Origin of the sequence: Pseudomonas sp. LAIL14HWK12:I10, from assembly GCF_900184205.1 — a bacterium.
GTDB lineage: Bacteria > Pseudomonadota > Gammaproteobacteria > Pseudomonadales > Pseudomonadaceae > Aquipseudomonas > Aquipseudomonas kermanshahensis.
On record NZ_FXWU01000007.1, the window covers coordinates 73597 to 100448 of the forward strand.

Below are 26852 nucleotides of genomic sequence, written 5' to 3' on the forward strand. Positions count from 1 at the left end.
TCCTTGATCTGTCCTTTGCGCTTCCTGCGCAACGTCCATGTGGTAAAGATTACCTGTGGATCCAATCTGAGAACAGTGGTGAAAAGTCACCACGTCGTGTAGGAAAAAGCTTACAAAGGGGATTCATTCCCAGACATGCCAATACTGGGGGCCGCTTTGCGGCCCCACAAGCTATCAAAACTGCTCAGCGTCCAGCAGGTACAGCGACTCGCTCCCCGCCTTCACCGACGCCACCAGCGAATCCACCCGTGGCAGCAACCGTGCAAAGTAGAACCGCGCCGTACCCAGCTTGCCCGAGTAGAACGCCTCATCCCCCTCACCCGCCTGCGCCGCACGCGCCATCAGCGCCCACATGTAGCCATAGGCCACATAACCAAAGGCATGCAGGTACTCGACCGAGGCCGCGCCAATTTCATTGGGGTTGCCCTTGGCCTGCTCCAGCACCCACTCGGTCAGCCCGTCCAGCTGGTCGAGGTACGCGCCCAGCGGCTTGGCGAACTCGTCCAGCGCGCTGTCGGCACCGGCGATGAAGCGGCGGATCTCGTCCGAGAAGAGCTTGTAGTACGCGCCACCACTGGCAACTACCTTGCGACCCATCAGGTCGAGGGCCTGGATGCCGTTGGTGCCTTCGTAGATCTGCGTAATCCGCACATCACGCACCAGTTGCTCCTGGCCCCACTCACGAATGTAACCATGCCCGCCAAACACCTGCTGGCCGTGCACCGTGCACTCCAGGCCCAGGTCGGTCAGGAAGGCCTTGGCCACCGGCGTCAACAAGGCCACCAGCTCTTCACTGCGCTTGCGCGTGGTGGCGTCTTCGCTGTACTTGGCACTGTCGAGTTGCAGCGCCACGTAGCTCGAGAAGGCGCGCCCGCCTTCGATCAAGGCCTTCATGGTCAGCAGCATGCGCCGCACATCAGGGTGCACGATGATCGGGTCGGCAACCTTGTCCTTGGCGTGTGGGCCGGTCGGGGCACGGCTCTGCAGGCGGTCACGGGCGTACTCAACGGCGTTCTGGTAGGAACGCTCAGCCGATGCCAGGCCCTGAATGCCGACGCCCAGGCGCTCGTAGTTCATCATGGTGAACATGGCCGCCAAGCCCTTGTTGGGCTCACCGACCAGGTAACCGACCGCTTCGTCGAAGTTCATCACACAAGTGGCGGAGGCTTGAATGCCCATTTTGTGTTCGATCGAGCCGCAAGTGGCCGGGTTGCGCGCGCCCAGGCTGCCGTCTTCGTTAACCAGGAACTTGGGCACCAGGAACAACGAAATGCCTTTCGGCCCGGCGGGCGCGTCCGGCAGCTTGGCCAACACCAAGTGGATGATGTTCTCGGTCAGGTCGTGCTCACCACCGGTGATGAAGATCTTGGTGCCACTGACCTTGTAGCTGCCGTCGGCCTGGGGTTCGGCCTTGGTGCGGATGATGCCCAGGTCGGTGCCGGCATGGGGCTCGGTCAGGCACATGGAGCCAGCCCAGACCCCGGCATACATGTTGGGCAGGTACTGTTGCTTGAGCGCTTCACTGGCGTGGGCATTGATCGACAGGCAGGCACCGGCAGTCAGCATCGGGTACAGGCCGAAGGCCAGGCTCGACGCGTTGACCATTTCCTCGACCTGGGCCGAGATAACCTTGGGCATGCCCATGCCGCCGAACAAGGGATCGCCACCAACGCCCACCCAGCCACCTTCGGCGTAGGTGTTGTAGGCCTCAATGAAGCCGGCCGGCGTGCTGACCGCGCCGTTGTCCCAGTGGCAGCCCTCTTCGTCGGCGGCGCGGCTGAGTGGGGCGATGGTCCTGGCCGTCACCTTGCCGGCCTCTTCCAGCACAGCGAGGGCGGTCTCGGCATCCACCACTTCGGCCAGCGCGGGCAACTGCGCCCATTGCTCGGTCACGTTGAAGACTTCATTCAAAACGAAGCGCATGTCGCGCAGGGGCGCTTTATAGTCGGCCATGACAACCTCTCACTAGTAGGGTCGGGGCGGTCTCGGGGAACCGCGACACTGGGTTGCAGGCAGTGTAACCGAACAACTTTTACGAGACATAGGGTCATCAGCTGACCGTATAGTCTTGTTTGGTCACGCCATGCGGACCGCCCCACGTTGCGATTGTTGCCCATGCACCATGACACAATTGCGCCCGGCCTCTTTGGCGCTGTACAGCGCCTGGTCGGCCGACTTGAGCACCGCCTCCGGGTTGCGATGATCGGCCTGGCGCTCGGCCACACCGATGCTGATGGTCACCGACACCGTACCCGCGCCGCTGCCAGCACGGCGCTGACGCCCTGTCGAATCGTCCTGCGGTCGGCTGTTCTGGTCGCGCAGCTGCATCGCATAGTTAGCAATCACCCCGCGCACAGCTTCCACATGCGGCACGCATTCTTCAGCCGTCTTGCCCGCAAAGACCAGGGCAAATTCCTCGCCACCATAACGGTAGGCGCGGCCGCCACCAGTGACCTTGGACAACCGGCTGGCAACCAGGCGCAACACCTGGTCGCCGACATCGTGGCCGTGGGTATCGTTGAATTTCTTGAAGTGGTCGACGTCGGTCATGGCGATCACATAGTTGCGCCCCAGCCGCTGCATACGCTCATTCAAGGCACGGCGCCCCGGCAGGCCAGTCAGCTCGTCGCGGAAGGCCATCTGATAGGCCTCGTGCGCCACGGCCGCGGCAATCATCAACATCACCTGGCTGCACATGATGTTCAGGGTAAACGGCAGGATGAACGTCTGCGGCAGCATCCAGAACAGGCCGATCAGGCCAATGACCTGCGCCGCATGCAACGGCCTGGGCGCACGCAGGTACTGCACCACCAGCAGGATGAACACGCCGAGGAACAGCGGGTAGACCATCTGGATCAGGCTCATCCACTGGCCATGCAAGGCCGGCCAGCGAATCTCTGCCAGCCAGGCCAGCAGCGCGTCGGGGTAGCTTTGCTCCAGTGCCACCGCAACGCTCGCAACGGCGAACAACACGGCGAAGCGGGCGACCAGGTCCTGCAGCAGGTGGGTGCGCTCCTGCCAGGCGCCATACAGCCCGAACAGGGCCGGCAGCAGCAGGCACACCAAGTGGAAGATGACCGCAGCGTCCGCACGCACGTGGCCGTTGTCGCGGTAGAAGTCGGTCTGGGTGTCGAGCAGGAAGTAGGCGATGTACACCGTGACCATCAGAAACAGCTCACGCTGGCGTCGGTAAACAGCACAGTAAGCACCGCCCAATAGCAGGACCAAGGTGGGCAAGACATTGAACAGCGATGTGAAAAAGACACTGAGGTCTCTTACGTAAGCCGCCGCAAGGCCTGCCAGCAAGAGAAACAGCGAAGGCAGGAAGTGGGTTACGCGTACAGCATCAAGACGAAACAAGGGTAATCTCCAACCCGGCAGATCAATAGTGGCATTGTGCCCTTATTTCATCGGCAGCGCGCGTGAACAGTTGAATACAGATCTGATGCCGCCCCTCTGTAGGAGCAGCCTTGTGCTGCGAAGAGGCCGGTATGACAAACGATTTTCTGTGGCCGTTATGGCCTCTTCGCAGCACAAGGCTGCTCCTACACAGGCATCTGGCTGCAGAATAAAAAAACCCGCCTGCCGGTGAGGGCAGGCGGGTTTTTGTGCACGCGGTGGATCAGTAAGAGAGGCCGAAGTGCTCTTCGTCCATCGCCATCAGGTTCCCAGCACCCGACAGCATGGTCGCCACATGGGTACGGGTGCGCGGCAGGATGCGCTGGAAGTAGAAGCGCGCGGTCTGCAGCTTGGCGGTGTAGAACGCCACTTCTTCAGTACCGGCAGCCAGCTTCTCGGCAGCCAGGCGAGCAATGTCGGCCCAGAAGTAAGCCAGGCAGGCGTAACCGGAATACATCAGGTAATCGACCGAAGCGGCACCCACTTCTTCGCGATCCTTCATGGCCGCCATACCCACTTTCATGGTCAGCTCGCCCCATTCCTTGTTGATGGCCGCCAACGGCTCAACGAACTCTTTGACCGCCTCGTTGCCTTCTTGCGCCTGGCAGAACTTGTGCACGATCTTGGTAAAGCCCTTCAGCGCTTCGCCTTGGGTCATCAGCACTTTACGGCCGAGCAGGTCCAGCGCCTGGATACCGGTGGTGCCTTCGTACAGCATGGAGATACGGCTGTCGCGCACGTTCTGCTCCATGCCCCACTCGGCGATGAAGCCATGGCCACCGTAGATCTGCACGCCGTGGTTGGCAGCCTCGAAACCGACTTCGGTCATGAAGGCCTTGGCGATCGGGGTCATGAAGGCCAGCAGGGCGTCGGCTTTTTTGCGCTCTTCCTCGTCCTGGCTGTACTTGACGATATCCACCTGCTTGGCGGTGAAGTAGACCATGGCGCGGTTGCCTTCGGCGAAGGCCTTCATGGTCAGCAGCATGCGGCGCACGTCCGGGTGGACGATGATCGGGTCAGCCGCCTTTTCAGGGGCTTTAGGGCCGGTCAGCGAACGCATCTGCAGGCGCTCACGGGCGTATTTCAGGCCACCCTGGAACGCCACTTCGGCGTGGGCCAGGCCTTGCAGCGCGGTGCCCAGGCGAGCAGTGTTCATGAAGGTGAACATGCAGTTCAGGCCTTTGTTGGCCGGGCCGATCAGGTAGCCGGTAGCGCCGTCGAAGTTCATCACGCAGGTGGCGTTACCGTGGATCCCCATTTTGTGCTCGATCGAGCCACAGGTCACCGCGTTGCGCTCACCGATAGCGCCTTCGGCGTTGGGCAGGAACTTGGGCACGATGAACAGCGAGATGCCTTTGGTGCCGGCCGGTGCATCGGGCAGGCGGGCCAGGACGATATGGACGATGTTATCGGCCATGTCGTGCTCACCGGCGGAGATGAAGATCTTGGTGCCGGACACTTTGTACGACCCGTCGGCCTGTGGCTCGGCCTTGGTGCGCAGCATGCCCAGGTCGGTACCGCAGTGCGGCTCGGTCAGGCACATGGTGCCGGTCCACTCGCCGCTGACCAGCTTGGTCAGGTAGGTGTGCTGTTGCTCTTCGGTGCCGTGCTCGGAAATGGTGTTCATTGCGCCATGGGACAGGCCTGGGTACATGCCCCACGACCAGTTCGACTCACCGACCATCTCGCTCAGGGCCAAGCCCAGCGACTCTGGCAGGCCTTGGCCGCCGTGGGCCACGTCGTGGGCAAGGCTCGGCCAGCCACCTTCGACGAATTGCTCGTAGGCCGCTTTGAAACCGGTCGGCGTCTTCACGCCCGACTCGCTCCAGGTGCAGCCTTCCTGATCGCCAACGCGGTTCAGCGGGGCCAGTACCTGCTCACAGAACTTCGCGCCTTCTTCGAGGATCGCGTCGACCATGTCGGGCGTGGCGTCCTGGCAACCCGGCAGGCTCTGATAATGCGCTTCGTAGCCGAGCAGTTCGTCGCGAACGAAACGGATATCACGCAAGGGGGCTTTGTAGTCAGGCATTGCGATGAACCTCTGTGATGAGTTCGGGGGTGATCGGAACTGCCGGCAAGGCTTGGCGGCCGTCGATCAAACAGTTGTTTGAAACTTACGTTTAGCGCGAGCGGATGTCAAGGAGGGACGATAGTGCCATTTACGCCACGAAAAATGGCGTTTACGCCACCCCACACATGAAATCAACACAACCCCTTGTAGGAGCAGCCTTGTGCTGCGAAGAGGCCAGCGATAAAAACGAACATTCCCTGGGTGTTTAGCGGCCGTCTTCGCAGCACAAGGCTGCTCCTACAGAGGGCGCGCAGGGGCGCAATGAGGCGCAAGGGAAGCCCGCGCCCACAAAGGAAGAGTCGCTAAGTTGAGTGCCGCGAGGGATCAGGCGTAGGTGTCGATGATCCGACCGAGCATTTCGTCGGATGCCTTGACGACTTTCGCGCCAAGCTCCACTTCATGTTTACCCAGTGCCAGTTGCACGGTACTGGTGGCCAAGTCCATCTGCTGGCTGCGATCAACAGCGCGCAGACGCTCAGCCTGGAAGTCGCTCGACTGGCTGGTGGCGGTGCGTTCGGCGGTACTGTTGGCGATCTGGCTGGCGGCTTGATCGACGCGGTTCTGGCCGCTTTGGATTGCGCTGAGGCCCGCGTAATAGGCGGAGCTGCCGGTGATTTCCATGTCAGGACTCCATTGACGCTGGATGACGAACAGGCCTCATTAAAGCAGCAGATGGCAGAAAAGGCCCGTTTAAATCGTCAATGGCCCAGTGCCAGTCGATAGGCAGCGGCCACTAATCCAGCAAATCCAGCTGCAAATGCTCAGCCACCATATCGGCACTCGCCAGCTTCAACTTCGGTACCCGCCCCAGGCAAGGCGCCGGCAAGCGCTCGGCGAGGCTGGCCAGGTTTTCTTCCAGGCGCGATGTGCGCGGTTCGATGATATTCGCCACCCAGCCCGCCAGTTGCAGCCCATCGCGGGCAATCGCTTCGGCGCTGAGCAAGGCATGGCTGATACAGCCCAGGCGCACCCCAACCACCAGGATCACCGGCAGTTGCAGGGCAATGGCCAGGTCAGACAGGTTGGCCTGGCCCGACAGCGGCACACGCCAGCCACCGGCGCCTTCGATCAAGGTGAAGTCGGCATTTTGCTGCAGCACGTTGCGCATCGCCGCCAGCAGCTCGGGTACACCCAGCGTGACGCCCGCCTCGCGCGCGGCCACATGCGGCGCAATCGCAGGCTCGAAGGCGAATGGGTTGACCTGTTCGTACGGCAATTTGATCGTGCTTTCATCGATCAGCGCCTGTGCGTCGCTGTTGCGCAGCCCCTTTGCGGTTACCGTGCAACCCGACGCCACCGGCTTGGCGCCCAATGTGCTCATGCCCTGCAACCGCGCTGCATGCAGCAGGCCGGCAGCAATCGTGGTCTTGCCGACATCGGTATCGGTACCGGCAATGAAATAGGCCTGGCTCATCTGACTCCCCTTACGCCTGTGGCTTGCGCAACACACCATAGACCACTTGGTAAGTGGCGGGCAGCCCCTGAGGCTGGCGAAACGCCTCGTACGCCTGCAACAAGCCCTGCATGCGAGCACGGCCAGTGAGGCCCGAAGGCCGGCCCGGGTTAATATTGTGCGCGCCAAGCGCCTTCAGCTCGTGGGTCAGGCTGCGTACATCGGGGTAGTGCAGCACGTGCGCGCGCTGCTGCAGCGCTACCTGCTCGAAGCCACTGCCCGCGCACAGGCGCTGATAATCGTCAAAGCGGCGGAAGCGGTTGACATGCACCAGGCCATCCACAGCCTGCCAGCTGGCACGCAGCTCATCGAGCGTGCCGACGCACAGGCTGCTGAATGCCAGCACCCCGCCTGGGCGTAACACCCGGCGCGCCTCGTCCAGCACACTGGCGAACTGCCCGCACCACTGCACCGCCAGGCTGGAGAACACCAGATCGACGCTGGCATCGCGCAGCGGCAAGCGCTCGGCATCGCCGGCCACGTGGTACTGCGCGCCGCGCTGTTCGTTGCGGGCATGGCGCAGCATTCCTTCGGCGATATCCACCGCCACGCCACTGGCCTGCGCGAAGCGCTCGGCCAGCACCCGGCTGAAGTGGCCGGTGCCGCTGCCCAGGTCCAGCCAGCGCGACGGTGCCAAGCCCTCTGGCAACTGGCCCAGCAGGTTCAGGCCGACGTCGCGCTGCAACGCCGCGACGCTGTCGTAGCTGGCCGCCGCGCGGGAAAACGAGGCGGCCACCTGGCGCTTGTCCGGCAGCGCGCCGGGCAGGGTCGGACGGGAAAGGTCAGTCATCGCCACTCTCATGCAGAAAACTCTTGATACCCGCCGCCAGCTCCTGTGGATATTCCAGCAGGAACGCGTGGGAACTGTCTTCAACCAGCCCGACCTCCACGTCGGGCAACAACTCGCTCAGCCCTTTGGCCGCCTCTGCCGGGACCAGTGCATCGCTGCCGGCGAACAAGTGCAGTTGCGGACCGCCATAAGCCTGCAGTGCCTCGCGAGTATCCAGCTGGGCCAGTACTTCCAGCCCGGTGGCGAGGTACAGCGGGTCGGTATCCGGCACACCGACGCCCAGCTGGCGCAGCAAGGTACGAGGCTGTTGGGCACCGTCGCTGCACAGGGTGCGGAAGCGTTTGAGGGTTACCTGGGTGTGGCTGCGGCAACCGTCGAGGAAGGTGCCGAAGGTATCTTCGGCCATGCCGTGGGGCCAGTCTGGCCGCGCCACGAAACTGGGGTTGCTGGCCAAAGTCAGCAATCCGCAACAGTGGTCGCCGCGCTTGCGCGCAAGTTCGCTGGCGAGCATGCCGCCCAGCGACCAACCGCCCAGCCAGGTATCACGGGGCAACTTGCGGTCAAGGTGGTCGACCCACGCCTGTACGTCGGCGTCGGCCAGCTCCGGCAGGGGCATCAGTTCGACCTGCAGGCGTGCATCCTGGGCACGCAGGCTGGCCGCCAACGGCTCCAGCGCAGCAGTACCCAGGCCCCATCCGGGGAGAAGGATCAGTCGGTTACGCATCGGCGGCCTCCAGCTGTGGATAACACTCGGCCAATGCATTCAACAATAGCTGCACCTGCGCTTCACTGTGCGCGGCGCTCAGCGTCACCCGCAGGCGGGCGCTGCCAGCGGGCACGGTGGGCGGGCGAATTGCCGTCACCAGCAAGCCACGTTCGCGCAACATCTGCGACAGGCGCAGCGCTTGTGCGCTGTCGCCAATCAGGATCGGCTGGATCGGCGTCGGGCTGTCCATCAGCTGCAGGCCGATCTGTTCGGCACCTAGGCGGAACTGGCGGATCAACGCAGCCAGGTGCTCACGGCGCCAGGTTTCGCGGCGCAGCAGCTCCAGGCTCTTGAGCGTGGCACAGGCCAGCGCCGGGGGTTGGCTAGTGGTGTAGATATAGGGCCGGGCAAACTGCACCAGCGCTTCGATCAACGCTTCGCTGCCGGCGACAAAGGCACCCGCCGTACCGCAGGCCTTGCCCAGCGTGCCGATCAGCACAGGCACATCATCGATGCCCAGGCCGAAGTGCTCGACGATACCGCCACCTTGCGCACCCAACGTGCCCAGGCCATGGGCATCATCGACCATCAGCCAGGCGCCGCGGGCGCGGGCAACCTTGGCCAACGCCGGCAAATCGGCAAGGTCGCCATCCATGCTGAACACCCCGTCGGTTACCACCAGGGTATTGCCGACGGCCTTGTCCAAGCGGCTTTCCAGGCTGGCCGGGTCGTTGTGCAGATAGCGGTTGAAACGGGCGCCGCTCAGCAGCCCGCCGTCGAGCAAGGACGCGTGGTTAAGGCGGTCCTGCAACACCGTGTCACCCTGCCCCACCAGGGCGGTGATTGCACCCAGGTTGGCCATGTAGCCGGTGGAGAACAACAGCGCGCGCGGGCGCCCGGTGAGTTCTGCCAAGGCCTCCTCGACCTGGTGGTGCGGCGTGCTGTGGCCAACCACCAGGTGCGACGCCCCGCCACCGACACCCCACCGCTCGGCGCCCGCCTGCCACGCAGCAATCACCTCGGGGTGGTTGGCAAGGCCCAGGTAATCATTGCTGCAAAACGCCAACAGCGGCTGGCCATCGACCACCACCTCAGGCCCTTGCGGGCTCTCCAGCAGGGGCCGTTGCCGATACAGGTCTGCGGCGCGCCGTTCGGCCAGGCGCGCCGCCAGGTCAAAGGCCATCTCAGGCCGATGCTGCGTTGTAGAACATCTCGCTGCTGCGCTGTTCGACCAGCGCCTGCTCGATGGCCGCCTGGTGCACTTCATCGGCATGCTCTTCGCGGGCCTCAGGCTTGATGCCGAGGCGGGCGAACAGCTGCATGTCTTTGTCAGCCTGCGGGTTGGCGGTGGTCAGCAGTTTTTCGCCATAGAAGATCGAGTTGGCGCCAGCCATGAAGGCCAGGGCCTGCATCTGTTCGTTCATCTGCTCACGGCCGGCCGACAGGCGCACATGCGACTTGGGCATCAGCAGGCGGGCCACCGCCAGCATGCGGATGAAATCGAACGGGTCGACATCTTCTTCCTCGGCCAGCGGCGTGCCGGCGACCTTGACCAGCATGTTGATCGGCACCGACTCTGGGTGCTCCGGCAAGTTGGCCAACTGGATCAGCAGGCCGGCACGGTCGTCCAGCGACTCGCCCATGCCCAGGATGCCACCAGAGCAGATCTTCATCCCGGCATCGCGCACATAGGCCAAGGTCTGCAGGCGCTCGCTGTAGGTGCGGGTGGTGATGATGCTGCCGTAGAACTCCGGCGAGGTGTCGAGGTTGTGGTTGTAGTAGTCGAGGCCGGCCTGGGCCAGGGCCTGGGTCTGGTCCTGGTCGAGCTTGCCGAGGGTCATGCAGGTTTCCAGGCCCATGGCCTTCACCCCTTTGACCATTTCCAGCACGTAGGGCATGTCCTTGGCCGACGGGTGCTTCCACGCCGCGCCCATGCAGAAGCGGGTCGAGCCAATGGCTTTGGCGCGGGCAGCTTCTTCCAGCACCTTCTGCACTTCCATCAGCTTCTGTTTTTCCAGCCCGGTGTTGTAGTGGCCGGACTGCGGACAATATTTGCAATCTTCTGGGCAGGCGCCGGTCTTGATCGACAGCAGGGTCGAAACCTGAACGCGATTCGGGTCGAAGTGCGCGCGGTGCACGGTCTGCGCCTGGAACAGCAGGTCATTGAACGGTTGCTGGAACAGCGCCTTGACCTCAGCCAAGGTCCAGTCGTGACGTGTTGTTGCAGTTGTGCTGGCGCTCATCGGCGTTTCCTTGTTTAGGCTGTAACTGGCGCCGGGACAGGAAAGCCGCCAGCGCATCACGGATAGCTCGCATAGTCATGGAAGGCCTATGAACTGTCAACCTTGGATAAAAGCACTGGTTTACAAGTGTGCAAATATTAACCATAGCTGTTTACTGTGCGATGAAACTGCCGAACAGCCCTACCCTTTATGCGTCGCATGCGAGCAGGAGCTGCCGTGGTTAAGTGAATACTGCCTGCGCTGTGCGCTGCCGCTACCAATGGCCGAGCTCACCTGCGCCCAGTGCAGCCGCCGCGCACCAGCCTTCGATCAGGTCGTCGCGCTTTGGCATTACGGCTTCCCCGCGGATACGCTGATCAGCCGTTTCAAGCACAACCGCCAATGGCCGCTGGGGCGTTTAATGGCCGAAATGTTGAGCCACGGCCTGCAGCATCGCTACGCGGAAGGCTTGGCCAGGCCTGACCTGCTGTTACCCGTACCACTGGCCAGGCGTCGACAGCGCGAGCGCGGTTTCAACCAGGCCGGCATGTTGGCGCGCTGGCTGTCGCAGCGCCTGGCAATCAACTTCAACGAGCGTTTGCTCCAGCGCACACGCGACACACCGGCGCAGCAAAGCCTGGATGCCAAGGCGCGTCGGCGCAATCTGCAGCGGGCCTTTGCCCTGATTGAAGCGGGCGCATTCAAGGGCCTGCATGTGGCCGTGGTCGACGACGTGCTGACCACCGGGGCCACCGCACAGGCCATTGCCACGCTGCTGCGAGAAGCCGGTGCGCGACGTATCGATGTGTATTGCCTGGCACGCACGGCAAAACCGGGGCAAGCTTGACGGGTCAGTCTCAGATAGGCGCCATCATGTCCCTGCCCGCTCTCCTCACCCAGCACATCGCCCGCCGCCCGCAACGCATTGCCTTGCTCCAGCACATCGCCGAGCAAGGCTCGATCACCCGCGCCGCCAAGGCTGCCGGCATCAGCTACAAAGCCGCCTGGGACGCCATCGATGAGCTCAACAACCTGGCCAGCCAGCCGCTGGTCGAGCGCAGCACCGGCGGGCGTGGCGGCGGTGGCGCACGCCTGTCGGCCGAAGGCGAGCGGGTGCTGCGGCTGTACCAGCGTTTGCAGGCCTTGCAGGCACAGATCCTGGAAGCTGCCGAAGACTCCAGCGACCTCGACCTGCTCGGGCGTTTGATGTTGCGCACCAGTGCCCGCAACCAGCTGCAAGGCCAGGTCAGCGCATTGCGCAGGGAGGGGCGCCATGACCGCGTCAGCCTGGCACTGGGCGGTGGGCTGGTGATAGAAGCCTTGATCACCCGCGGCAGTACCGAGCGTTTGGAGCTGAGCTTGGGCCGCATGGTAGTGGCGTTGCTCAAGGCCGGATGGGTTCAACTGCTGGGGGCTGATGATCAGCCGGAGCCAGGCAGTAACTGCCTGACGGCTTGTATCGAGGAAGTCCTGGCTGAGGAAGGGGGCAGCAGTGAATTGCGCATGGCACTGGGCAATGGCCAGACGCTGTGTGCACTCGCCGAAACAGCGTGGCTGGCCCAGCAGGGCCTGAAGGCGGGTGACGAGGCCAGGGTGCAGTTTCACCCGTCCTTCGTCCTGCTGGGGGTACCGGTCTAGGTCAGGTTACGTTGGTGAAGATGCCAGTCACCGGCGACACGTTGCCGGCATAAGGAACCGAGGTCCCGGCGGCCAGCGCGATCGTTGACCAGATGCGTTGCATGTCGACAAACCTGAGTTTTGCATCCGAGTACAATTCCCGATCCCACTGGCTCTTGATACTGAAATAGCGGCCATTTCCGCTGCCATTGCGCAGAAGGCCACTGGCACCACCCATGAGTACCATGGGCATGTTCATCATGTGCTCTGGCGCGCCGTCGGCCATCTCACTGGTGAAAACCACCAAGGTATGATCGAGCAAGCGGTCCCCAGGTACATCAGGGTCGCTGTAACGGGCCAGTTCATCCATGAACAATTTCACCTGCCGCGTGTACCACTGCCTGGAGCCTCTCCAAACTTCCTCGCCAGCATAACGGTGAGCGCAGTCATGGGGGTTGGTGCTGGCGCTGACATCGAGAATATTCAGCGACTCGGCAGAACGCCCAACCTGCACCGTCGCAACACGGGTCACACCGCACCCCAAGGCAGCGGCCACCACCTTGTGATGGCCGGCCTGAACTTCATTGCGGAACTGCGCCGAACTGATCGGGTGATCTTCCAACAACAACGGTTCACAAACTGAGGGTATCGCCCCTTCCAGATCCTTGGCGACCTGCTCTAACGCATCCAGATGAGTCACCAGCTTTTCTCGCTGGGCGCCTGCCACGCGCCCTCTGAGTTCTGCGATATCGGCGCGGATCGGGTCGAAAACATGGGCATTGCGAGTTTGACGATCGCGCACCTCGCGGGAGGTCGCACCAAACACCGACTCGTAAAGACGCACGGGGTTCTGCTGAGGCGCCCTGATCTTGTCCCCCTCCCAAGACACATACCAAGGATTGTCGTCGATGCCCGCATGCGGGCCAGCAAACAGGCTGCGATGGGTTGGCTGAGTGCCAGGCATCGCATCTCCCAGAATCTTGTCTATGGAACTACTTTTCCCCTCTCTGTCACGCAATACGTAGTTCCAGCCTGCATGACCGCCTTGACCCGAGGCTACGATCATACCCTGCAAGTACAATGACTGGTCTCGATAGGCTGCCAACTCCTGGCTGACTACGTTGAGTTCAAAGTCTGCGGTGTCATCACTTACGGCACGCGGAAACCACAGCCCGTCGCTATAGACGCCTTTGTACGAATCGACCGCAAGCCCGTCTGGCGTGATAAAGAACACCACCTTCAAACGCGGCGCCTGCCGCTGCCCTTGCAGCAGAAATTGAGCAAACCCACTGCTGCTAAGCGGCAACAGCGTACCCGCCGCAGCCAATTGCATCAGGAAACGCCGGCGGCTCTTCAGGATGTCCATGTCAATTCTCCTCTTGGCGCTTGAGGAACACAGGTGAGGTAGCCAGCTCGCGAATCATCTGGATCAACGAACCGTTGGTCTTGAGCGATTCGGCGGCAGACTTCAACGTGCCGACCGACCCTGCAGAAACCTTGTTGCCGAACATGAAACGGAAATAGCTGTCGGCCATGCAGGTTTGCGCCGTCAGGTTAGTGGGCAGCAGCTGAGCGATATCGCGCACGTTGTGGACGCTTGCCCAGTTCTCCAGGCCCGTGTTGCTGATGAACGGCCCTGAGGCGTCAATCTTCAACTGCTCCGGGAATTGCGCATGGTTGTAAGCCGGCTCGGTTTCGCGGTAGCGCCCGGAAGCATCGTAGTTTTCCATGCTGGAACCGGTGTCGTTCATGTACTTGTGGCACTGCCAGCAACGGCCCTCCGAGGCTTGCTCACCGTTGACCAGGTCCCAACGTTCGCGCGTCGAGATCGCCCTTGGCGGATACTGCGGCTCTTGCGGGTCGGCATCGACCGGCGCACCGAACTCGCGGCACAGCAACTGCTCGCGGATCATGATGCCCCGCTTGACCAGTGAGGTAGCCTGGTAGTCAGAGGTGGCCGCCTGGGTAGCGCCCAGGTGCAACAGCCCACCCCGTCGCTCATCGACCGTGACCTTACGCATGTCGCCTCCGGTCACCCCGGCAATGCCGTAATGTTCTGCCAGCCTTTGATTGAGGAAGGTATACCCAGGGTTGAACAGTGCATTGAATGCCCCGCCGCTTTTGAGCACCTCACCCACCAGACGTGCCTGCTCCTGCCGCATGCTCTGGATGACCTCAGGCTTCAGCCCGGGCTTTTCCTGGATGTCGCGGCTGGTCTTGATGTAGTAGCTGATGAAGCGGTTGAACTGTGCGATGCCCTGCTCACTCATCAGCATCTGCTGAGCCAGCGCACCCATCTGCTCGGGCGTCTCGAGCTGACCTTGTTCGGCCATGCGCATGAGCTCTTCACTCGGCGTGGTACCCAGCATTGCGTACGAAAGCGCTGTCGCTCGTTCGTTGGCGGTCAACTGATAGGTACCGGATGTCCGGCCATCTGTTACGCCCAATTCAGAGCGATACAGGAAGTGAGGTGACAGCAGCAATGCTGCGACCAGCGAGGCATCATCATGGTCAGCCTTCACGGCCTCATACCGGCTCAACTCAGCCGGGCTCAGTGGCCGTCGGAAGACGCGATGGCCTAGGCTTTCGACGCTCTGTTGAGCCAGCCATTGCGGTTCGACCTTGCCTGCCACATTCCACGCCACGTCATACAGCGTCTTCAGGTCTTCGGCGTTGATCATCCCCAGATCTGCCTCCCCGACGTACTTGAATTCTTTATCAAACTTGTCAGCCGGCAACGTATCGGCCTGCACTTGCACGGCAAACAGGTCGTGCACGCTGTTCACATACTCGTCACGGGTCAGCAAGCGCAGTTGCCGCTTGCCGAATGCTTGCCCAGGGTCCAGATAGCCGGCCCACAACTCGTCGTAGAAGTAGTCGGCAATCTGCCCCGAGCAAGACGCATCGCAATGCCCGCTCACGCTCATGCCAAGAATCTGCTGAACCAGGGCTTCCTTGCCCGCCAGGCTCCAGTTGATGGCCTTGTTGGCATCCTGGAAGTACTGCACGGTGTGGCACTTCGCACAGGCGGTCGCCACGACCTGTTTGCCGAGTTCGGCGACGTGCTGGTAGCGCATCTCAACCTTTACTGCATCCCGGCTTTCTTCATCGATGTTCACGACCTGTTGGGTCGGCTCTGGCAGTTCGCCCTGGTAGTACGGGAAGTTGAATTTGTGCTCGCCGACTGGCAGCAGCACGTCCTGGGAGCTGCCCCATGGCACCTTGATAACCTGCGCCTCGCCGTCGCTGATCAGGGTGACTTCCCACTGCGCCGGCGCCTCGCCACTGAATGCAGGCTTGGCCGGTGCAACCACAGTGGCCTTGACGGGTTGGAACGGTGGCCGCTCGATGTAGGCGAGTTGCACGACCTGCGCGTCCGGCGAGTCACTCAGCGTCACCTGTTGCTGGCGCTGGCTGGGTATCAGCTTACCGACGTTGTCCAGTGTGACCGTATACGTGCCGGCAGCCAGGCCCTTGATGCTCAGTGGCGACTCACCCCAGGCGACATCGAAACGCCGGCTGCGCCCATCGCTGCCCGTGAGCGTGCCACTGATCATCAGTGGCCGAACCTCGGGGCTTGGCGCCACAGTGGGTTGCAGTTTGAGCAGGCTCTTGCCCACCACTTGCCCCATGTCGAAGGTGATGCGATAGATCACCCCGGCCAAGTCGTCAGACACCAGCAGCGAGTTGTCGCTCAATGGCAACATGTCGGCTGGGCGGCCCAGGCACGAGTCGTCCAGGCAATACACATTGAAGTGCTCTGTCGAGCCTCCCCAGCCCGTTACCAGCGGGATCTGGTTGATAACCTCACGTCCGTCCTTGACCGTGAGCATCCGCAGTTCCATGCCTGGGCTGGCTTTGGTCCCCGTCCCATGCACGGCCACCAGCAGGCGCTGCAGATTATCGCCATCGTTGTAGAACCCTTCCCAGAACTCGATGCCCAGCGGCGCGGTGTTGCTACCCAGTTCATAGGCGGGCGCCTCATAATCTTCAGGTTTGAGCAGGTGCAATGGCTTGTCCGAAACGATCGCCCCATCGGCCAATGGCGGCACGATGGAGCCTGGCTCCTGGTATTCCTCCTGGGTAAACCCAGGCACATCGCGGCCGTAGAAATACGGCACGCCGAAATGCTGCCCTTCCTGGCTGATCAAGTTGACTTCATCGGAGTTCAGGTAGCCTTGCCGGTTGTTATCGGTGAACCAGATTTTGCCGTCCGGGTGCCAGGTAAAGCCGACCGCATTGCGCACGCCTTTGGCCAGCACCCGGGAGGTGCCGTTTTCGATGTCATAGCGCAGCACTGTGCCGTAACGCCCATCTGGCGGAATGATGCAGGTATTGCAGGGGATACCGACGGCGGTATAGAGGCCCTTGTCCGATGGGTCGATCGGGTTGAAGTGCAAAGGATGCTTCTGGTGCCAGATACGCTGACCAGGCCGCCCCAGCGGGAAATCGGCTTCGTCGGCGGGGAAGTTCATCACCACCTCAGGCTTAGCATCACGATAGTGCTCATCGACATTGCGAACCCGATACAACTTGCCGGAGGTCGAGAAATACAGGTCGCCATCGCGGTACACCACGCCATGGGGCTCTTCCAGCCCTGAGGCCAGCAGATACACCCCTGTTGGCTTACCGGCCTCGTCCAGCGGGATCGCATAGACGAACCCTGCCGTGCGCGCTTCATAGGTGTAGACGGGGATGGCACTGGAGCCGACGTAAAGCACCCGGTTGCCCATCGCCATCTGCCGCGGTTGATACAGGCCGCTGGCAAACAGCTCCACCTTCACACCTGGCAGCGTCACTAGCCTGCTCAGGTCCAGTGGCTGGCGAAACTTGACCTCGAAGCTGATCTTCTCTGGCGTGTCAGGTTTGAATTCGACCTGGGTAGGCGTGGTCAGCGGCAGGTAACCCTGAGCCTCGTTCATGATCAGGTCGTACTTGCAGGCAGGAAGGTCAGGCAAAGTCAGCACTTCATCAGAACGCCCGGAGAACGGAATCGTCTCTTCTTTGCAGCGCAGCACGCCACTGACCTCAAGGTTGCGCCGCCCTGCCGGCCCGACCCCTTGCGTCGATGCCGTGAACGGTACCTTGCCCGTCACTGTGCTGAATGACAGCTCCAGTGTGTTGGTCTGGGGCTGAGCATTACAAGCACCGAGGTCGTTCCACGCATCGCGCCAGAGCTCGCTACCGTTGAATGCTTCACCCGGGGAGTAAGGTGGCTGATTACACCACTGCCAGGCACCGACAGTACCTTCTCTGTCGTTTTTGCATTGGAAGGCCCTGCCAACATTGGTCACCAAACTGTCCTGGCTGTAGGGGGTTTCTCCAGCGGCGGGCTTTTCATAGGCAGGCGCTTGACACTGTTCAGGCGTTGCCTGTCGTGTTTTCGAGCGCTCCCCCGAAGGTACAAGGATCAAGTATCCCACCAGGCTTATCAGCAGTGCAGCAAGACCGAACGCAGCAAGACGGCGCATGAATCGTCTCCTTGTCGAAGCCACCCCGCGCACATGCGCAGGTGACAACCGCCCCGGTGCTCCAGTGGCCAATATGACCAGCCGAATCCGGGATCTCTGAACCGTTCGTGCGCGACTGCCGATATGCGAGAGCGATGAGCAGGACGGTAATCCAGCATCCTTTTTGTGGGTACTGGCAGAAATGCTAGGTACTCGGCAAGTGGGCGGCGCTTGATTGCTTGCGCCTGCGAACCGATTGAGGGAGGCTGGACGCTCAGAGCGTCATTACAATGCGGGCGCTATGCCCCATTCCCCCTGCGGAGCTTTCATGTCCCACCCCTTCGACACCCTCACCCCCGACCTGGTCCTGGACGCCGTTGAAAGCATCGGCTTTCTCAGCGACGCCCGGATCCTGGCCCTGAACAGCTACGAGAACCGCGTCTATCAGGTGGGCATCGAAGACTCACAGCCGCTGATCGCCAAGTTCTACCGCCCAGGCCGCTGGAGCGATGAGGCCATCCTCGAAGAGCACCGCTTCACCGCTGAGCTTGCCGATTGTGAAGTGCCGGTGGTCGCGCCTCTGCAACATGACGGCCGCACGCTGTTCGAGCACCAGGGTTTTCGCTTCACCCTGTTCCCCCGCCGCGGCGGCCATGCCCCGGAGCCCGGCAACCTCGACCAGCTGTATCGCCTCGGCCAGTTGCTCGGCCGCCTGCATGCCGTGGCTGCGACGCGCCCGTTCGAGCACCGCGAAGCATTGGCTGTGGACAACTTTGGCCACGCGTCACTGCAAACCCTGCTTGAGGGCAACTTCGTACCGCGGGAATTGCTACCTGCTTTCGAGTCCGTCGCCCGCGACCTGCTGAAACGGGTCGAGGACATCTACGCGCGCACCCCGCACAAAGTGATGCGCCTGCACGGCGACCTGCACCCCGGCAACCTGATGCATCGCGACGAGGTGTATCACGTCGTCGACCTCGACGACTGCCGCATGGGCCCAGCGGTGCAAGACCTGTGGATGATGCTCGCCGGCAGCCGCGAGGAACGCCTCGGCCAACTGGCAGAGTTGATCGACGGCTACAACGAGTTCCACGACTTCGACCCACGCGAACTGCCCCTGATCGAGCCCTTGCGAGCCTTGCGCCAGCTGCACCACAGCGCCTGGCTGGCCCGTCGCTGGGACGACCCGGCATTCCCGCGCAGCTTCCCTTGGTTTGGCCAACCGCGCTACTGGGGCGACCAGATTCTCGCACTGCGCGAGCAGATGGCGGCCCTCGATGAACAACCGCTGAAAATGTTCTAGATGTGTGCTGACCTCTGTCTACAATAGGCGTCGCTTTATTTAGCTACCTAAGCAAGGATTCTGCATGCACGCCGCAAACCCGCAACGCGGGTACATCCTGGGCCTCAGCGCCTACATCATCTGGGGCCTGTTCCCCCTTTACTTCAAGGCCATCCAGAGCGTCCCCGCCGTGGAGATCATCGTCCACCGGGTGCTCTGGTCGGCGTTGTTCGGTTCGCTGCTGCTACTGGTCTGGAAGCACCCAGGCTGGTGGCGCGAACTGCGCGACAACCCGCGCAGGCTGGCCATCCTCGCCCTGAGCGGCGCGCTGATCGCGGGTAACTGGCTGACGTATGTGTGGTCGGTGAACAACGGCCGCATGCTCGAAGCCAGCCTGGGCTATTACATCAACCCGCTGATCAACGTGTTGCTGGGCATGCTCATCCTCGGCGAGCGCCTGCGCCGCCTGCAATGGCTGGCGGTGGCCATGGCGGCCGTGGGGGTGGCCCAGCAGGTGTGGCAAGTGGGCAGCCTGCCTTGGGTGTCTCTGGTGCTGGCGCTGAGCTTCGGCTTCTATGGGTTGATCCGCAAACAGGCGCCGGTGGCAGCGCTGCCGGGCCTGGTAGTGGAAACCTGGATGTTGGTGCCGCTGGCCCTTGGCTGGATGTTGCTGCACCCCGCTGCCCTGAGCGCGCAGGGCGCGTTCTACACCAGCAGCGAAGCGTTGTGGTTGATGGCGGCAGGGCCAGTGACCCTGGTACCGCTGGTGTGCTTCAACGCCGCCGCACGCCACCTGCCGTATACCACCTTGGGCTTCCTGCAGTACCTGGCGCCGACGCTGGTATTGCTGCAGGCAGTGTTGTTGTTTGACGAGCATTTGTCGTCGAGCACGTTGGTGGCGTTTATGTTCATCTGGGCGGGTTTGGCGATTTATAGCGTCGATGCCTGGTTGAATTTGCGCAAACGCGCCTGATCAAAAAATGATCAAAACTCTGCAAGGTACGCCAGCCATGGCTTGCAGAGACATCTCCAGAGGTTATCCACACCCTCGTCCCCGTGCTTTGTGCACAAGCCGCTGATATTTGGATGTTTTTTGATCAAAACCTTGCAAGGCGCATGTTACCTGGGCTGGAGAGGTGCGCCCCCAGGTTATCCACAGGGCCGTACCTGTGAAATGGGGGATAACCCTGGGGTCCGCTTCGCGGCCCATTCGCAGCACAAGGCTGCTCCTACAGAGGTTGCGTGGTACCTGTAGGAGCAGCCTTGTGCTGCGAATGGGCCGCAAAGCGGACCCCGGCAATCCCAAATCAATCCTCCGCCCGCAACTCCAACTCCACCATCAAATCATCCGCCAAACTCTCCAACCGCTGCCGCAGCTCATCCAGCGACAACGTCAACGGCAGCGCCAACAGCGCATTGGCATGAAACAGCGGCTCGCTGCTCATCGGTGCAGGCCGCACCTCGGTGGTAAAGCGCTCCAGGTTCACCCCAAGCTCGGCCAGCAGCCGGGTGATATCACGCACGATCCCCGGCCGGTCATTGCCCACCAGCTCCATGGCGATCGGCTTCCAGGTGCACGAGGGCTCGATGCCGCTCTCGGCAATCAGCACGCGAATGTCATACCGCGCCAAGCCCTGCAACGACGCCACCAGCTCTGTGTAATTTTCTGCCGGCACCGCCACCCGCAAGATGCCGGCAAACTGCCCGGCCATGCGTGACATGCGGCTTTCCAGCCAGTTGCCGCTGTGGTCGGCGATGCATTGGGCAATGCGTTCGACCTGGCCGGCCTTGTCAGGGGCAATCACAGTGAGTACAAGATGATCCACAAGCCCTTCCTCTGCGTCGAACCGCGCTGGGCGGCGATAAACCGGGGGATCGATTGAGTATAGGCAAGGCGCGGCAACCTGCCGCAGGGCAATCGACATAACGAATCGTGTACTGTTTCAAGATTTATCTGGAACAATCCACCTGTTTTTTGCGAACATACCCACTCCCAGCGTGACCATACGCGACCAACGGGTCGCACAACGACGCTTTTAGTCTGATTTTGCCCCGCCTACTGCTTCATGTAGTATCCCGTGGCGCGGACTACAAAACGTCGTTTGGATGTCTGCCAAGGCGCCTGTGAAAATACGCACACTGCCCGCCAGCCCGTCTGGCAGGCCGCACCCAGCCGCCCTAGGGTTCATTCACCCAGGGCATGCACTGGTGCCGTGTTTAGAGAAGCGCTACAGGCTTAATACAGAAGAGCGAAATAGCTGAGCAGAGTGAGGCAAGCAATGACTGGATACGTTCAAGTCGGTGGCCTTCAGGTCGCCAAGGTCCTGTACGACTTCGTGAACAACGAAGCCATCCCAGGGACCGGCATCGTCGCCGAGCAGTTCTGGGCAGGTGCAGAGAAGATCATCAATGACCTCGCTCCAAAGAACAAAGCCCTGCTCGCCAAGCGCGACGAGCTGCAAGCCAAGATCGACGCCTGGCACCAGGCACGCAAAGGCCAGGCCCATGACGCCGTAGCCTACAAAAGCTTCCTCCAGGAAATCGGCTATCTGCTGCCACAAGCCGACGATTTCCAGGCCACCACACAAAACGTGGACGAAGAAATCGCCCGCATGGCCGGCCCGCAGCTGGTCGTGCCGGTGATGAACGCCCGTTTCGCCCTGAACGCCGCCAACGCCCGCTGGGGCTCGCTCTACGACGCCCTGTATGGCACCGATGCCATCAGCGATGAAGGCGGCGCCGAGAAAGGCCAGGGTTACAACAAAGCGCGTGGCGACAAGGTCATCGCCTTCGCCCGCGCCTTCCTCGACGAAGCCGCGCCACTGGCTGCGGGCTCGCATGTCGACTCCACCGCCTACAGCATCCAGGGCGGCAAGCTGGTGGTCGCCCTCAAGGGTGGCAGCAACAGCGGCCTGCGTGACGACGCACAACTGATCGGCTTCGTCGGTGACGCCGCCGCGCCGACCGCCGTGCTGCTCAAGCACAACGGCCTGCACTTCGAAATCCAGGTCGATGCCAGCACCCCGGTCGGCAGCACCGATGCCGCCGGCGTCAAAGACATCCTGATGGAATCGGCACTGACCACCATCATGGACTGCGAAGACTCGGTTGCGGCTGTAGACGCCGATGACAAGGTCATCGTCTACCGCAACTGGCTGGGCCTGATGAAAGGCGACTTGGCCGAAAGCGTGAACAAGGGTGGCAAGACCTTCACCCGTACCATGAACCCAGACCGCGAGTACGCCGCGCCTAACGGTGGCAGCGTCACCCTGCACGGTCGTTCGCTGTTGTTCGTGCGCAACGTGGGTCACCTGATGACCAACCCGGCGGTCCTCGATGCCCAGGGCAACGAAATCCCGGAAGGTATCCAGGACGGGCTGTTCACCAACCTGATCGCCCTGCACAACCTCAACGGCAACACCAGCCGCAAGAACACCCGCACCGGCAGCGTGTACATCGTCAAGCCGAAGATGCATGGCCCTGAAGAAGTGGCCTTTGCCGCCGAAATCTTCAGCCAGGTCGAAGACCTGTTGGGCATGCCGCGCAACACCGTCAAGGTCGGCATCATGGACGAGGAACGCCGCACCACGGTCAACCTCAAGTCCTGCATCAAGGCAGCCGCCGAGCGCGTAGCGTTCATCAACACCGGCTTCCTCGACCGCACCGGTGACGAAATCCACACCTCCATGGAAGCCGGCGCTGTCGTGCGCAAAGGCGCCATGAAGAACGAGAAGTGGATCGGCGCTTACGAGAACAACAACGTCGACGTCGGCCTGGCCACCGGCCTGCAAGGCCGTGCGCAGATCGGCAAAGGCATGTGGGCCATGCCCGACCTGATGGCCGCCATGCTTGAGCAGAAGATCGCTCACCCGCTGGCCGGGGCCAACACCGCCTGGGTACCTTCGCCGACTGCCGCGACCCTGCATGCCCTGCACTACCACAAGGTCGATGTGCAGGCACGTCAGCGCGAGCTGGCTACGCGCACCCCGGCGTCGGTCGACGACATCCTGGCTATCCCGCTGGCTGCCGACACCAACTGGTCGGACGAAGAGATCCGCAACGAGCTGGACAACAACGCCCAAGGCATCCTCGGTTACGTGGTGCGCTGGATCGATCAGGGCGTGGGTTGCTCGAAAGTGCCGGACATCAACAACGTCGGCCTGATGGAAGACCGCGCCACTTTGCGCATCTCGGCCCAGTTGCTGGCCAACTGGCTGCGCCATGGCGTGGTCAGCGAGGCGCAGGTGCTGGAAAGCCTCAAGCGCATGGCGGTGGTGGTTGACCAGCAGAACGCCAGCGACGCCCTGTACCGCCCGATGGCGCCGAACTTCGACGATAACGTCGCGTTCCAGGCGGCTGTAGAGCTGGTGATCGAAGGTGGCAAGCAGCCGAACGGTTATACCGAGCCGGTGCTGCACCGCCGCCGTCGCGAGTTCAAGGCGCGTAACGGGCTGTAAATCGCAAGGGGCCGCTGTGCGGCCCATTCGCGGGCAAGCCCGCTCCTACAGGTACCCCACTCAGCTCGAATGCGATGGGGTACTTGTGGGAGCGGGCTTGCCCGCGAATGCTATGGCACAAGCAACCGACCTACTTGAGCCTTAACTCTTTCTTTACCAACCCCAGCAGTTTCTCCAGATCCACAGGTTTGAGCAGAAAATCCACCACCCCAAGGTGCATCACATCCACCGCCTCTTTCACATCGGTGTCACCCGACACCACGATGATCGACAACGCAGCCCACCTCGACTCACGAATCTGCCGGATCAACGCCATTCCATCCTTGGGTTCCATGCGCAGATCAGTAATCATCAGGGCAATTCTGGGTTCCCAGTGCAGCTTCCACAGCGCTTCAAGAGCACCGTCGGCCGTCATGCAATCGATGCCTCTGCTTTTCAGGTAGTAGCTCAGCGCCTTCCTGTTCACGGCATTGTCATCGACCACCAGCACCACCGGTCGGGGCGCAACAGGCGCACTTACCACGGCCAGTGCCTCGCGTTCGGCGTCACTCAGGAGGTCGTCATGCTCAACCATGGTCATCTCGTCAAAAAGTCGTGCTCACGGTAAGACCGCATCTTGCGATATTGATCACACGCCGCTCATAGACTTACGTCCAATGGGCACCACAGCGCAGCCAGCCGACCATGGGGACCGAGAACAACAAGGCCGGCACCTATATATAGATATATATAGTTCGGCGTAGCGATACGGTCAGCTTCATGAGTAAAAAGGACGCCTACAGCCAGGCGGGCAGGACGGCTGTGCTACAGAACATACAAGGCACGTTGCAGTTTCTGCAGCGCTTCCCCCCGTTCAACCAGATGGAGCACGGCCACCTGGCGTATCTGGTCGAGCAGTGCCAGCTGCGCTTCTATGCCAGCGGCGAAAGCATCGTCAAACCCGCCGATGGCCCAGTCGAACACTTCTACATCGTCAAGCAGGGGCGCGTCGTGGGCGAGCGCCAGCACCTGGTCAAACCCGGGGTGGAAACCACCTTCGAGATCACCAGCGGCGAGTGCTTCCCCCTGGCCGCGCTGCTGGGCGAGCGTGCCACCCGCACCGAGCACCTGGCCGGTGAGGACACCTTCTGCCTGCAACTGAACAAGGCCGCGTTCATCCGCGTGTTCTCCTTGTCGGAAGCTTTCCGCGACTTCGCCCTGCGCGGGGTCAGCAGCCTGCTCGACCAGGTCAACCAGCAAGTGCGCCAACGTGCCGTGGAAACCCTCGGCACCCAGTACTCGTTGAATACCCCCTTGGGCGAACTGGCCATGCGTCACCCGGTGGTCTGCAGCCCCGACATGCCGCTGCGCGACGCCGTGCGGTTGATGCACGAGCAGCAGGTCGGCAGCATTGTCGTGGTCGACCCCGCACGCTACCCGATCGGCATCTTCACCCTGCGCGACCTGCGCCAGGTGGTAGCCGCCGCCGATGCCCACCTGGGTGCGCCGATCGAGCAGCACATGACCGCCAAACCGTTCTACCTCAGCCCGCTGGCCAGCGCCTTCGACGCCGCCATGGCCATGACCGAGCGGCACATCGCCCATGTTTGCCTGGTGGACAACCAGCGCCTGTGCGGGGTGGTCTCCGAACGTGACCTGTTCTCCCTGCAACGGGTCGACCTGGTGCACCTGGCGCGTACCATTCGTCATGCACCGCGCCTGGAAACCCTGGTTTCCCTGCGCGGTGAAATCAGCCAACTGGTCGAGCGCATGCTCGCCCACGGCGCCTCGTCGACGCAGATCACCCAGATCATCACGCTGCTGAACGACCACACCGTCTGCCGGGTCATCGAACTGGCCCTGGCCGAGCGCGGCGACCCAGGCGTGCCCTTCAGCTGGCTGTGTTTCGGCAGCGAAGGGCGGCGCGAGCAGACCCTGCACACCGACCAGGACAACGGCATCCTGTTCGAAGCCCGCGACAGCGCCGAAGCCGACGCGGTCCGAGCCCGCCTGCTGCCACTGGCGCAGTACATCAACCAATGCCTGGCCCAGTGCGGTTTTACCCTGTGCAAAGGCAATGTCATGGCCGGCAACCCCGAGCTGTGCCTGTCACGCAGCGAATGGGCACAGCGCTTTGCCGGCTTCGTCCGCGAGGCCAGCCCGGAAAACCTGCTGGCTTCGAGCATCTATTTCGACCTGCGCGTGGTCTGGGGTGACGAGCAAGGCTGTGAGCAACTGCGCCAAAGCCTGCTGGCGCAGGTGGCCGACAACCGCCTCTTCCAGCGCATGATGGCCGACAACGCCCTGCGCCAGCGCCCACCCGTGGGCCGCCTGCGTGAATTCGTGCTGACCCGCCAAGGCAATGACAAGGCCGCCACCCTCGACCTCAAGGTGCAGGGCCTGACGCCCTTCGTCGATGGCGCGCGGTTGCTGGCCCTGGCCAATGGCATCGGTGCCTGCAACACCCTCGAGCGCTTGCGCCAACTGGTGACGAAAGGCGTCATCGAGCCACTCGACGGCGCAGCGTATGAAGAGGCTTACCACTTCATCCAGCAAACCCGCATGCAGCAGCACCAGCGCCAGACCCGCGATAACCTGCCCTACTCCAACCGCGTCGACCCCGACAGCCTCAACCACCTGGACCGGCGCATTCTGCGGGAGTCGCTGCGCCAGGCGCAGCGCCTGCAAAGCAGCCTGGCCTTGCGGTACCAGCTATGAGCCTGTTCGCCTGGCTACGCCCCAGCATGCCCGACCTGGACGACGCCTCGCGCCAGCGCCTGGCGCAGTTGCCCAAGCCGTCGGCGCTGGGGGTGTGCACGTTGCGTGAACAGCGCTGGGTGGTGCTGGACCTGGAAACCAGCGGCCTCAACCCCAACCGTGACCAGGTGTTGTCGATTGGCGCGGTGGCCATTGAAGACGGCGCCATCGACTTTGCCCAGCAGTTTGAACGCACCCTGTACCGCCCGACCCAAAAGACCAACGCCAGCGTGTTGATCCACGGGCTGGGGCCCAGTGCCCTGGCGGCCGGCTGCGACCCGGTCGAGGCCTTGCTCGACCTGCTCGACTTCATTGGCGATAGCCCAGTGCTGGCGTTCCATGCGCCCTTCGACCAGCGCATGCTCGCGCGTGCGCTGAAAGAAAGCCTGGGCTATCGCCTGCAGTTGCCGTTTCTCGATGTTGCCGAACTGGCGCCGATGCTCAACCCCGACACGGTGCTGCGCGAAGCCGGGCTGGATGACTGGGTTGCGCGTTTTGGCCTGCAGGTGGAAGAGCGCCACCATGCCAGTGCCGATGCCCAGGTGACTGCTGAGCTGGCCTTGATCCTGTTCAGCCAGGCCCGCCGCCAGCAGTTGGACAGCCCGTTGCAGCTGGAGCAGCGGTTGCGGGGGTGGCGTCGGCGCAAGGTGCATAGTCACGGCCTGTGAA

20 protein-coding genes are annotated in these 26852 nt (G+C 62.2%); 7 read left to right on the forward strand and 13 right to left on the reverse strand.

Annotated elements, in window-relative coordinates:
• Positions 1 to 174: 174 nt before the first annotated feature.
• From QOS90_RS16885 to bioB, 9 genes are all read right to left on the reverse strand, one after another.
• Complete coding sequence (locus tag QOS90_RS16885) at positions 175 to 1953, reverse strand: acyl-CoA dehydrogenase C-terminal domain-containing protein (RefSeq protein ID WP_085274060.1); 1779 nt, start codon at positions 1951 to 1953, stop codon at positions 175 to 177.
• A gap of 123 nt (positions 1954 to 2076) precedes the next feature.
• Positions 2077 to 3360: a GGDEF domain-containing protein gene (locus QOS90_RS16890; RefSeq protein ID WP_027594355.1), complete on the reverse strand. Its 1284-nt coding sequence runs from the start codon at positions 3358 to 3360 to the stop codon at positions 2077 to 2079.
• Between the two features lie 262 nt (positions 3361 to 3622).
• Positions 3623 to 5428 (reverse strand): phenylacyl-CoA dehydrogenase, encoded by a 1806-nt coding sequence (locus QOS90_RS16895; RefSeq protein WP_027594354.1) that lies wholly within the window; start codon positions 5426 to 5428, stop codon positions 3623 to 3625.
• A 366-nt stretch (positions 5429 to 5794) separates the two neighbouring features.
• Positions 5795 to 6091, reverse strand: a complete 297-nt coding sequence (locus QOS90_RS16900; RefSeq protein WP_027594353.1) for a hypothetical protein — start codon at positions 6089 to 6091, stop codon at positions 5795 to 5797.
• Positions 6092 to 6203: 112 nt separating this feature from the next.
• Complete coding sequence (gene bioD, locus QOS90_RS16905; protein WP_027594352.1) at positions 6204 to 6884, reverse strand: dethiobiotin synthase; 681 nt, start codon at positions 6882 to 6884, stop codon at positions 6204 to 6206.
• A gap of 10 nt (positions 6885 to 6894) precedes the next feature.
• On the reverse strand, positions 6895 to 7713 hold the full coding sequence (gene bioC / locus QOS90_RS16910; protein WP_085274059.1) for a malonyl-ACP O-methyltransferase BioC: 819 nt from the start codon (positions 7711 to 7713) through the stop codon (positions 6895 to 6897).
• Positions 7706 to 8437, reverse strand: coding sequence for an alpha/beta fold hydrolase (locus QOS90_RS16915; protein WP_027594350.1), 732 nt, complete (start codon positions 8435 to 8437; stop codon positions 7706 to 7708). Before QOS90_RS16915 ends, bioC begins: the two co-directional genes overlap by 8 nt.
• Positions 8430 to 9602: an 8-amino-7-oxononanoate synthase gene (gene bioF / locus QOS90_RS16920; RefSeq protein ID WP_085274058.1), complete on the reverse strand. Its 1173-nt coding sequence runs from the start codon at positions 9600 to 9602 to the stop codon at positions 8430 to 8432. The genes QOS90_RS16915 and bioF overlap by 8 nt, the downstream gene beginning before the upstream one ends.
• 1 nt (position 9603) lies before the next feature.
• The gene (gene bioB, locus QOS90_RS16925) at positions 9604 to 10662 is read right to left on the reverse strand and encodes a biotin synthase BioB (protein ID WP_027594348.1); all 1059 of its coding nucleotides are present in this window, start codon (positions 10660 to 10662) and stop codon (positions 9604 to 9606) included.
• Positions 10663 to 10750: 88 nt separating this feature from the next.
• Between bioB and QOS90_RS16930 the strand changes: the two genes are divergently transcribed.
• Positions 10751 to 11488, forward strand: a complete 738-nt coding sequence (locus tag QOS90_RS16930; protein ID WP_027594347.1) for a ComFC family protein — start codon at positions 10751 to 10753, stop codon at positions 11486 to 11488.
• A 26-nt stretch (positions 11489 to 11514) separates the two neighbouring features.
• Positions 11515 to 12279, forward strand: a complete 765-nt coding sequence (locus QOS90_RS16935; RefSeq protein ID WP_027594346.1) for a TOBE domain-containing protein — start codon at positions 11515 to 11517, stop codon at positions 12277 to 12279.
• A 1-nt stretch (position 12280) separates the two neighbouring features.
• On the opposite strand, the gene QOS90_RS16940 is transcribed toward QOS90_RS16935, so the two are convergent.
• Together QOS90_RS16940 and QOS90_RS16945 are read right to left on the reverse strand one after the other, a co-directional pair.
• On the reverse strand, positions 12281 to 13624 hold the full coding sequence (locus QOS90_RS16940; protein WP_085274057.1) for a DUF1552 domain-containing protein: 1344 nt from the start codon (positions 13622 to 13624) through the stop codon (positions 12281 to 12283).
• Between the two features lies 1 nt (position 13625).
• A complete protein-coding gene (locus tag QOS90_RS16945; RefSeq protein ID WP_159455786.1) occupies positions 13626 to 17276 on the reverse strand; it encodes a DUF1592 domain-containing protein in 3651 nt (1216 codons plus the stop codon).
• Positions 17277 to 18036: 760 nt separating this feature from the next.
• Between QOS90_RS16945 and QOS90_RS16950 the strand changes: the two genes are divergently transcribed.
• Both QOS90_RS16950 and rarD read left to right on the forward strand, forming a co-directional pair.
• Positions 18037 to 19011, forward strand: coding sequence for a serine/threonine protein kinase (locus QOS90_RS16950; protein WP_085274055.1), 975 nt, complete (start codon positions 18037 to 18039; stop codon positions 19009 to 19011).
• 64 nt (positions 19012 to 19075) lie between these two features.
• Positions 19076 to 19963: an EamA family transporter RarD gene (gene rarD / locus QOS90_RS16955; RefSeq protein ID WP_085274054.1), complete on the forward strand. Its 888-nt coding sequence runs from the start codon at positions 19076 to 19078 to the stop codon at positions 19961 to 19963.
• A 334-nt stretch (positions 19964 to 20297) separates the two neighbouring features.
• Here the strand turns inward: rarD and QOS90_RS16960 are convergent, their stop codons facing one another.
• Positions 20298 to 20816, reverse strand: coding sequence for a glycine cleavage system transcriptional repressor (locus QOS90_RS16960; protein WP_027594342.1), 519 nt, complete (start codon positions 20814 to 20816; stop codon positions 20298 to 20300).
• A gap of 453 nt (positions 20817 to 21269) precedes the next feature.
• Between QOS90_RS16960 and QOS90_RS16965 the strand changes: the two genes are divergently transcribed.
• Positions 21270 to 23447: a malate synthase G gene (locus tag QOS90_RS16965; RefSeq protein ID WP_027594341.1), complete on the forward strand. Its 2178-nt coding sequence runs from the start codon at positions 21270 to 21272 to the stop codon at positions 23445 to 23447.
• 130 nt (positions 23448 to 23577) lie between these two features.
• On the opposite strand, the gene QOS90_RS16970 is transcribed toward QOS90_RS16965, so the two are convergent.
• A complete protein-coding gene (locus QOS90_RS16970; protein ID WP_256215050.1) occupies positions 23578 to 24027 on the reverse strand; it encodes a response regulator in 450 nt (149 codons plus the stop codon).
• 179 nt (positions 24028 to 24206) lie between these two features.
• On the opposite strand from QOS90_RS16970, the gene QOS90_RS16975 reads away from it, so the two are divergent.
• Together QOS90_RS16975 and QOS90_RS16980 are read left to right on the forward strand one after the other, a co-directional pair.
• Positions 24207 to 26144 carry a DUF294 nucleotidyltransferase-like domain-containing protein gene (locus QOS90_RS16975; protein ID WP_085274053.1) on the forward strand — a complete coding sequence of 646 codons (1938 nt, stop codon included), beginning with the start codon at positions 24207 to 24209 and terminating at the stop codon, positions 26142 to 26144.
• On the forward strand, positions 26141 to 26851 hold the full coding sequence (locus tag QOS90_RS16980) for a 3'-5' exonuclease (RefSeq protein WP_027594338.1): 711 nt from the start codon (positions 26141 to 26143) through the stop codon (positions 26849 to 26851). The genes QOS90_RS16975 and QOS90_RS16980 overlap by 4 nt, the downstream gene beginning before the upstream one ends.
• The last annotated feature ends 1 nt before the right edge of the window (position 26852 follow it).

What these genes read in the sequence shown, in the direction of transcription:
- QOS90_RS16935 (WP_027594346.1), top strand. Translation starts at nt 11,515, where the DNA reads ATGTCCCTGCCCGCTCTCCTCACCCAGCACATCGCCCGCCGCCCGCAA.
- QOS90_RS16900 (WP_027594353.1), bottom strand. Translation starts at nt 6,091, where the DNA reads ATGGAAATCACCGGCAGCTCCGCCTATTACGCGGGCCTCAGCGCAATC.
- bioD (WP_027594352.1), bottom strand. Translation starts at nt 6,884, where the DNA reads ATGAGCCAGGCCTATTTCATTGCCGGTACCGATACCGATGTCGGCAAG.
- QOS90_RS16980 (WP_027594338.1), top strand. Translation starts at nt 26,141, where the DNA reads ATGAGCCTGTTCGCCTGGCTACGCCCCAGCATGCCCGACCTGGACGAC.
- QOS90_RS16970 (WP_256215050.1), bottom strand. Translation starts at nt 24,027, where the DNA reads ATGACCATGGTTGAGCATGACGACCTCCTGAGTGACGCCGAACGCGAG.
- QOS90_RS16975 (WP_085274053.1), top strand. Translation starts at nt 24,207, where the DNA reads ATGAGTAAAAAGGACGCCTACAGCCAGGCGGGCAGGACGGCTGTGCTA.
- QOS90_RS16885 (WP_085274060.1), bottom strand. Translation starts at nt 1,953, where the DNA reads ATGGCCGACTATAAAGCGCCCCTGCGCGACATGCGCTTCGTTTTGAAT.
- bioB (WP_027594348.1), bottom strand. Translation starts at nt 10,662, where the DNA reads ATGAGCGCCAGCACAACTGCAACAACACGTCACGACTGGACCTTGGCT.
- QOS90_RS16965 (WP_027594341.1), top strand. Translation starts at nt 21,270, where the DNA reads ATGACTGGATACGTTCAAGTCGGTGGCCTTCAGGTCGCCAAGGTCCTG.
- QOS90_RS16940 (WP_085274057.1), bottom strand. Translation starts at nt 13,624, where the DNA reads ATGGACATCCTGAAGAGCCGCCGGCGTTTCCTGATGCAATTGGCTGCG.
- QOS90_RS16950 (WP_085274055.1), top strand. Translation starts at nt 18,037, where the DNA reads ATGTCCCACCCCTTCGACACCCTCACCCCCGACCTGGTCCTGGACGCC.
- bioF (WP_085274058.1), bottom strand. Translation starts at nt 9,602, where the DNA reads ATGGCCTTTGACCTGGCGGCGCGCCTGGCCGAACGGCGCGCCGCAGAC.
- QOS90_RS16895 (WP_027594354.1), bottom strand. Translation starts at nt 5,428, where the DNA reads ATGCCTGACTACAAAGCCCCCTTGCGTGATATCCGTTTCGTTCGCGAC.
- bioC (WP_085274059.1), bottom strand. Translation starts at nt 7,713, where the DNA reads ATGACTGACCTTTCCCGTCCGACCCTGCCCGGCGCGCTGCCGGACAAG.
- QOS90_RS16930 (WP_027594347.1), top strand. Translation starts at nt 10,751, where the DNA reads ATGAACTGTCAACCTTGGATAAAAGCACTGGTTTACAAGTGTGCAAAT.
- QOS90_RS16915 (WP_027594350.1), bottom strand. Translation starts at nt 8,437, where the DNA reads ATGCGTAACCGACTGATCCTTCTCCCCGGATGGGGCCTGGGTACTGCT.
- rarD (WP_085274054.1), top strand. Translation starts at nt 19,076, where the DNA reads ATGCACGCCGCAAACCCGCAACGCGGGTACATCCTGGGCCTCAGCGCC.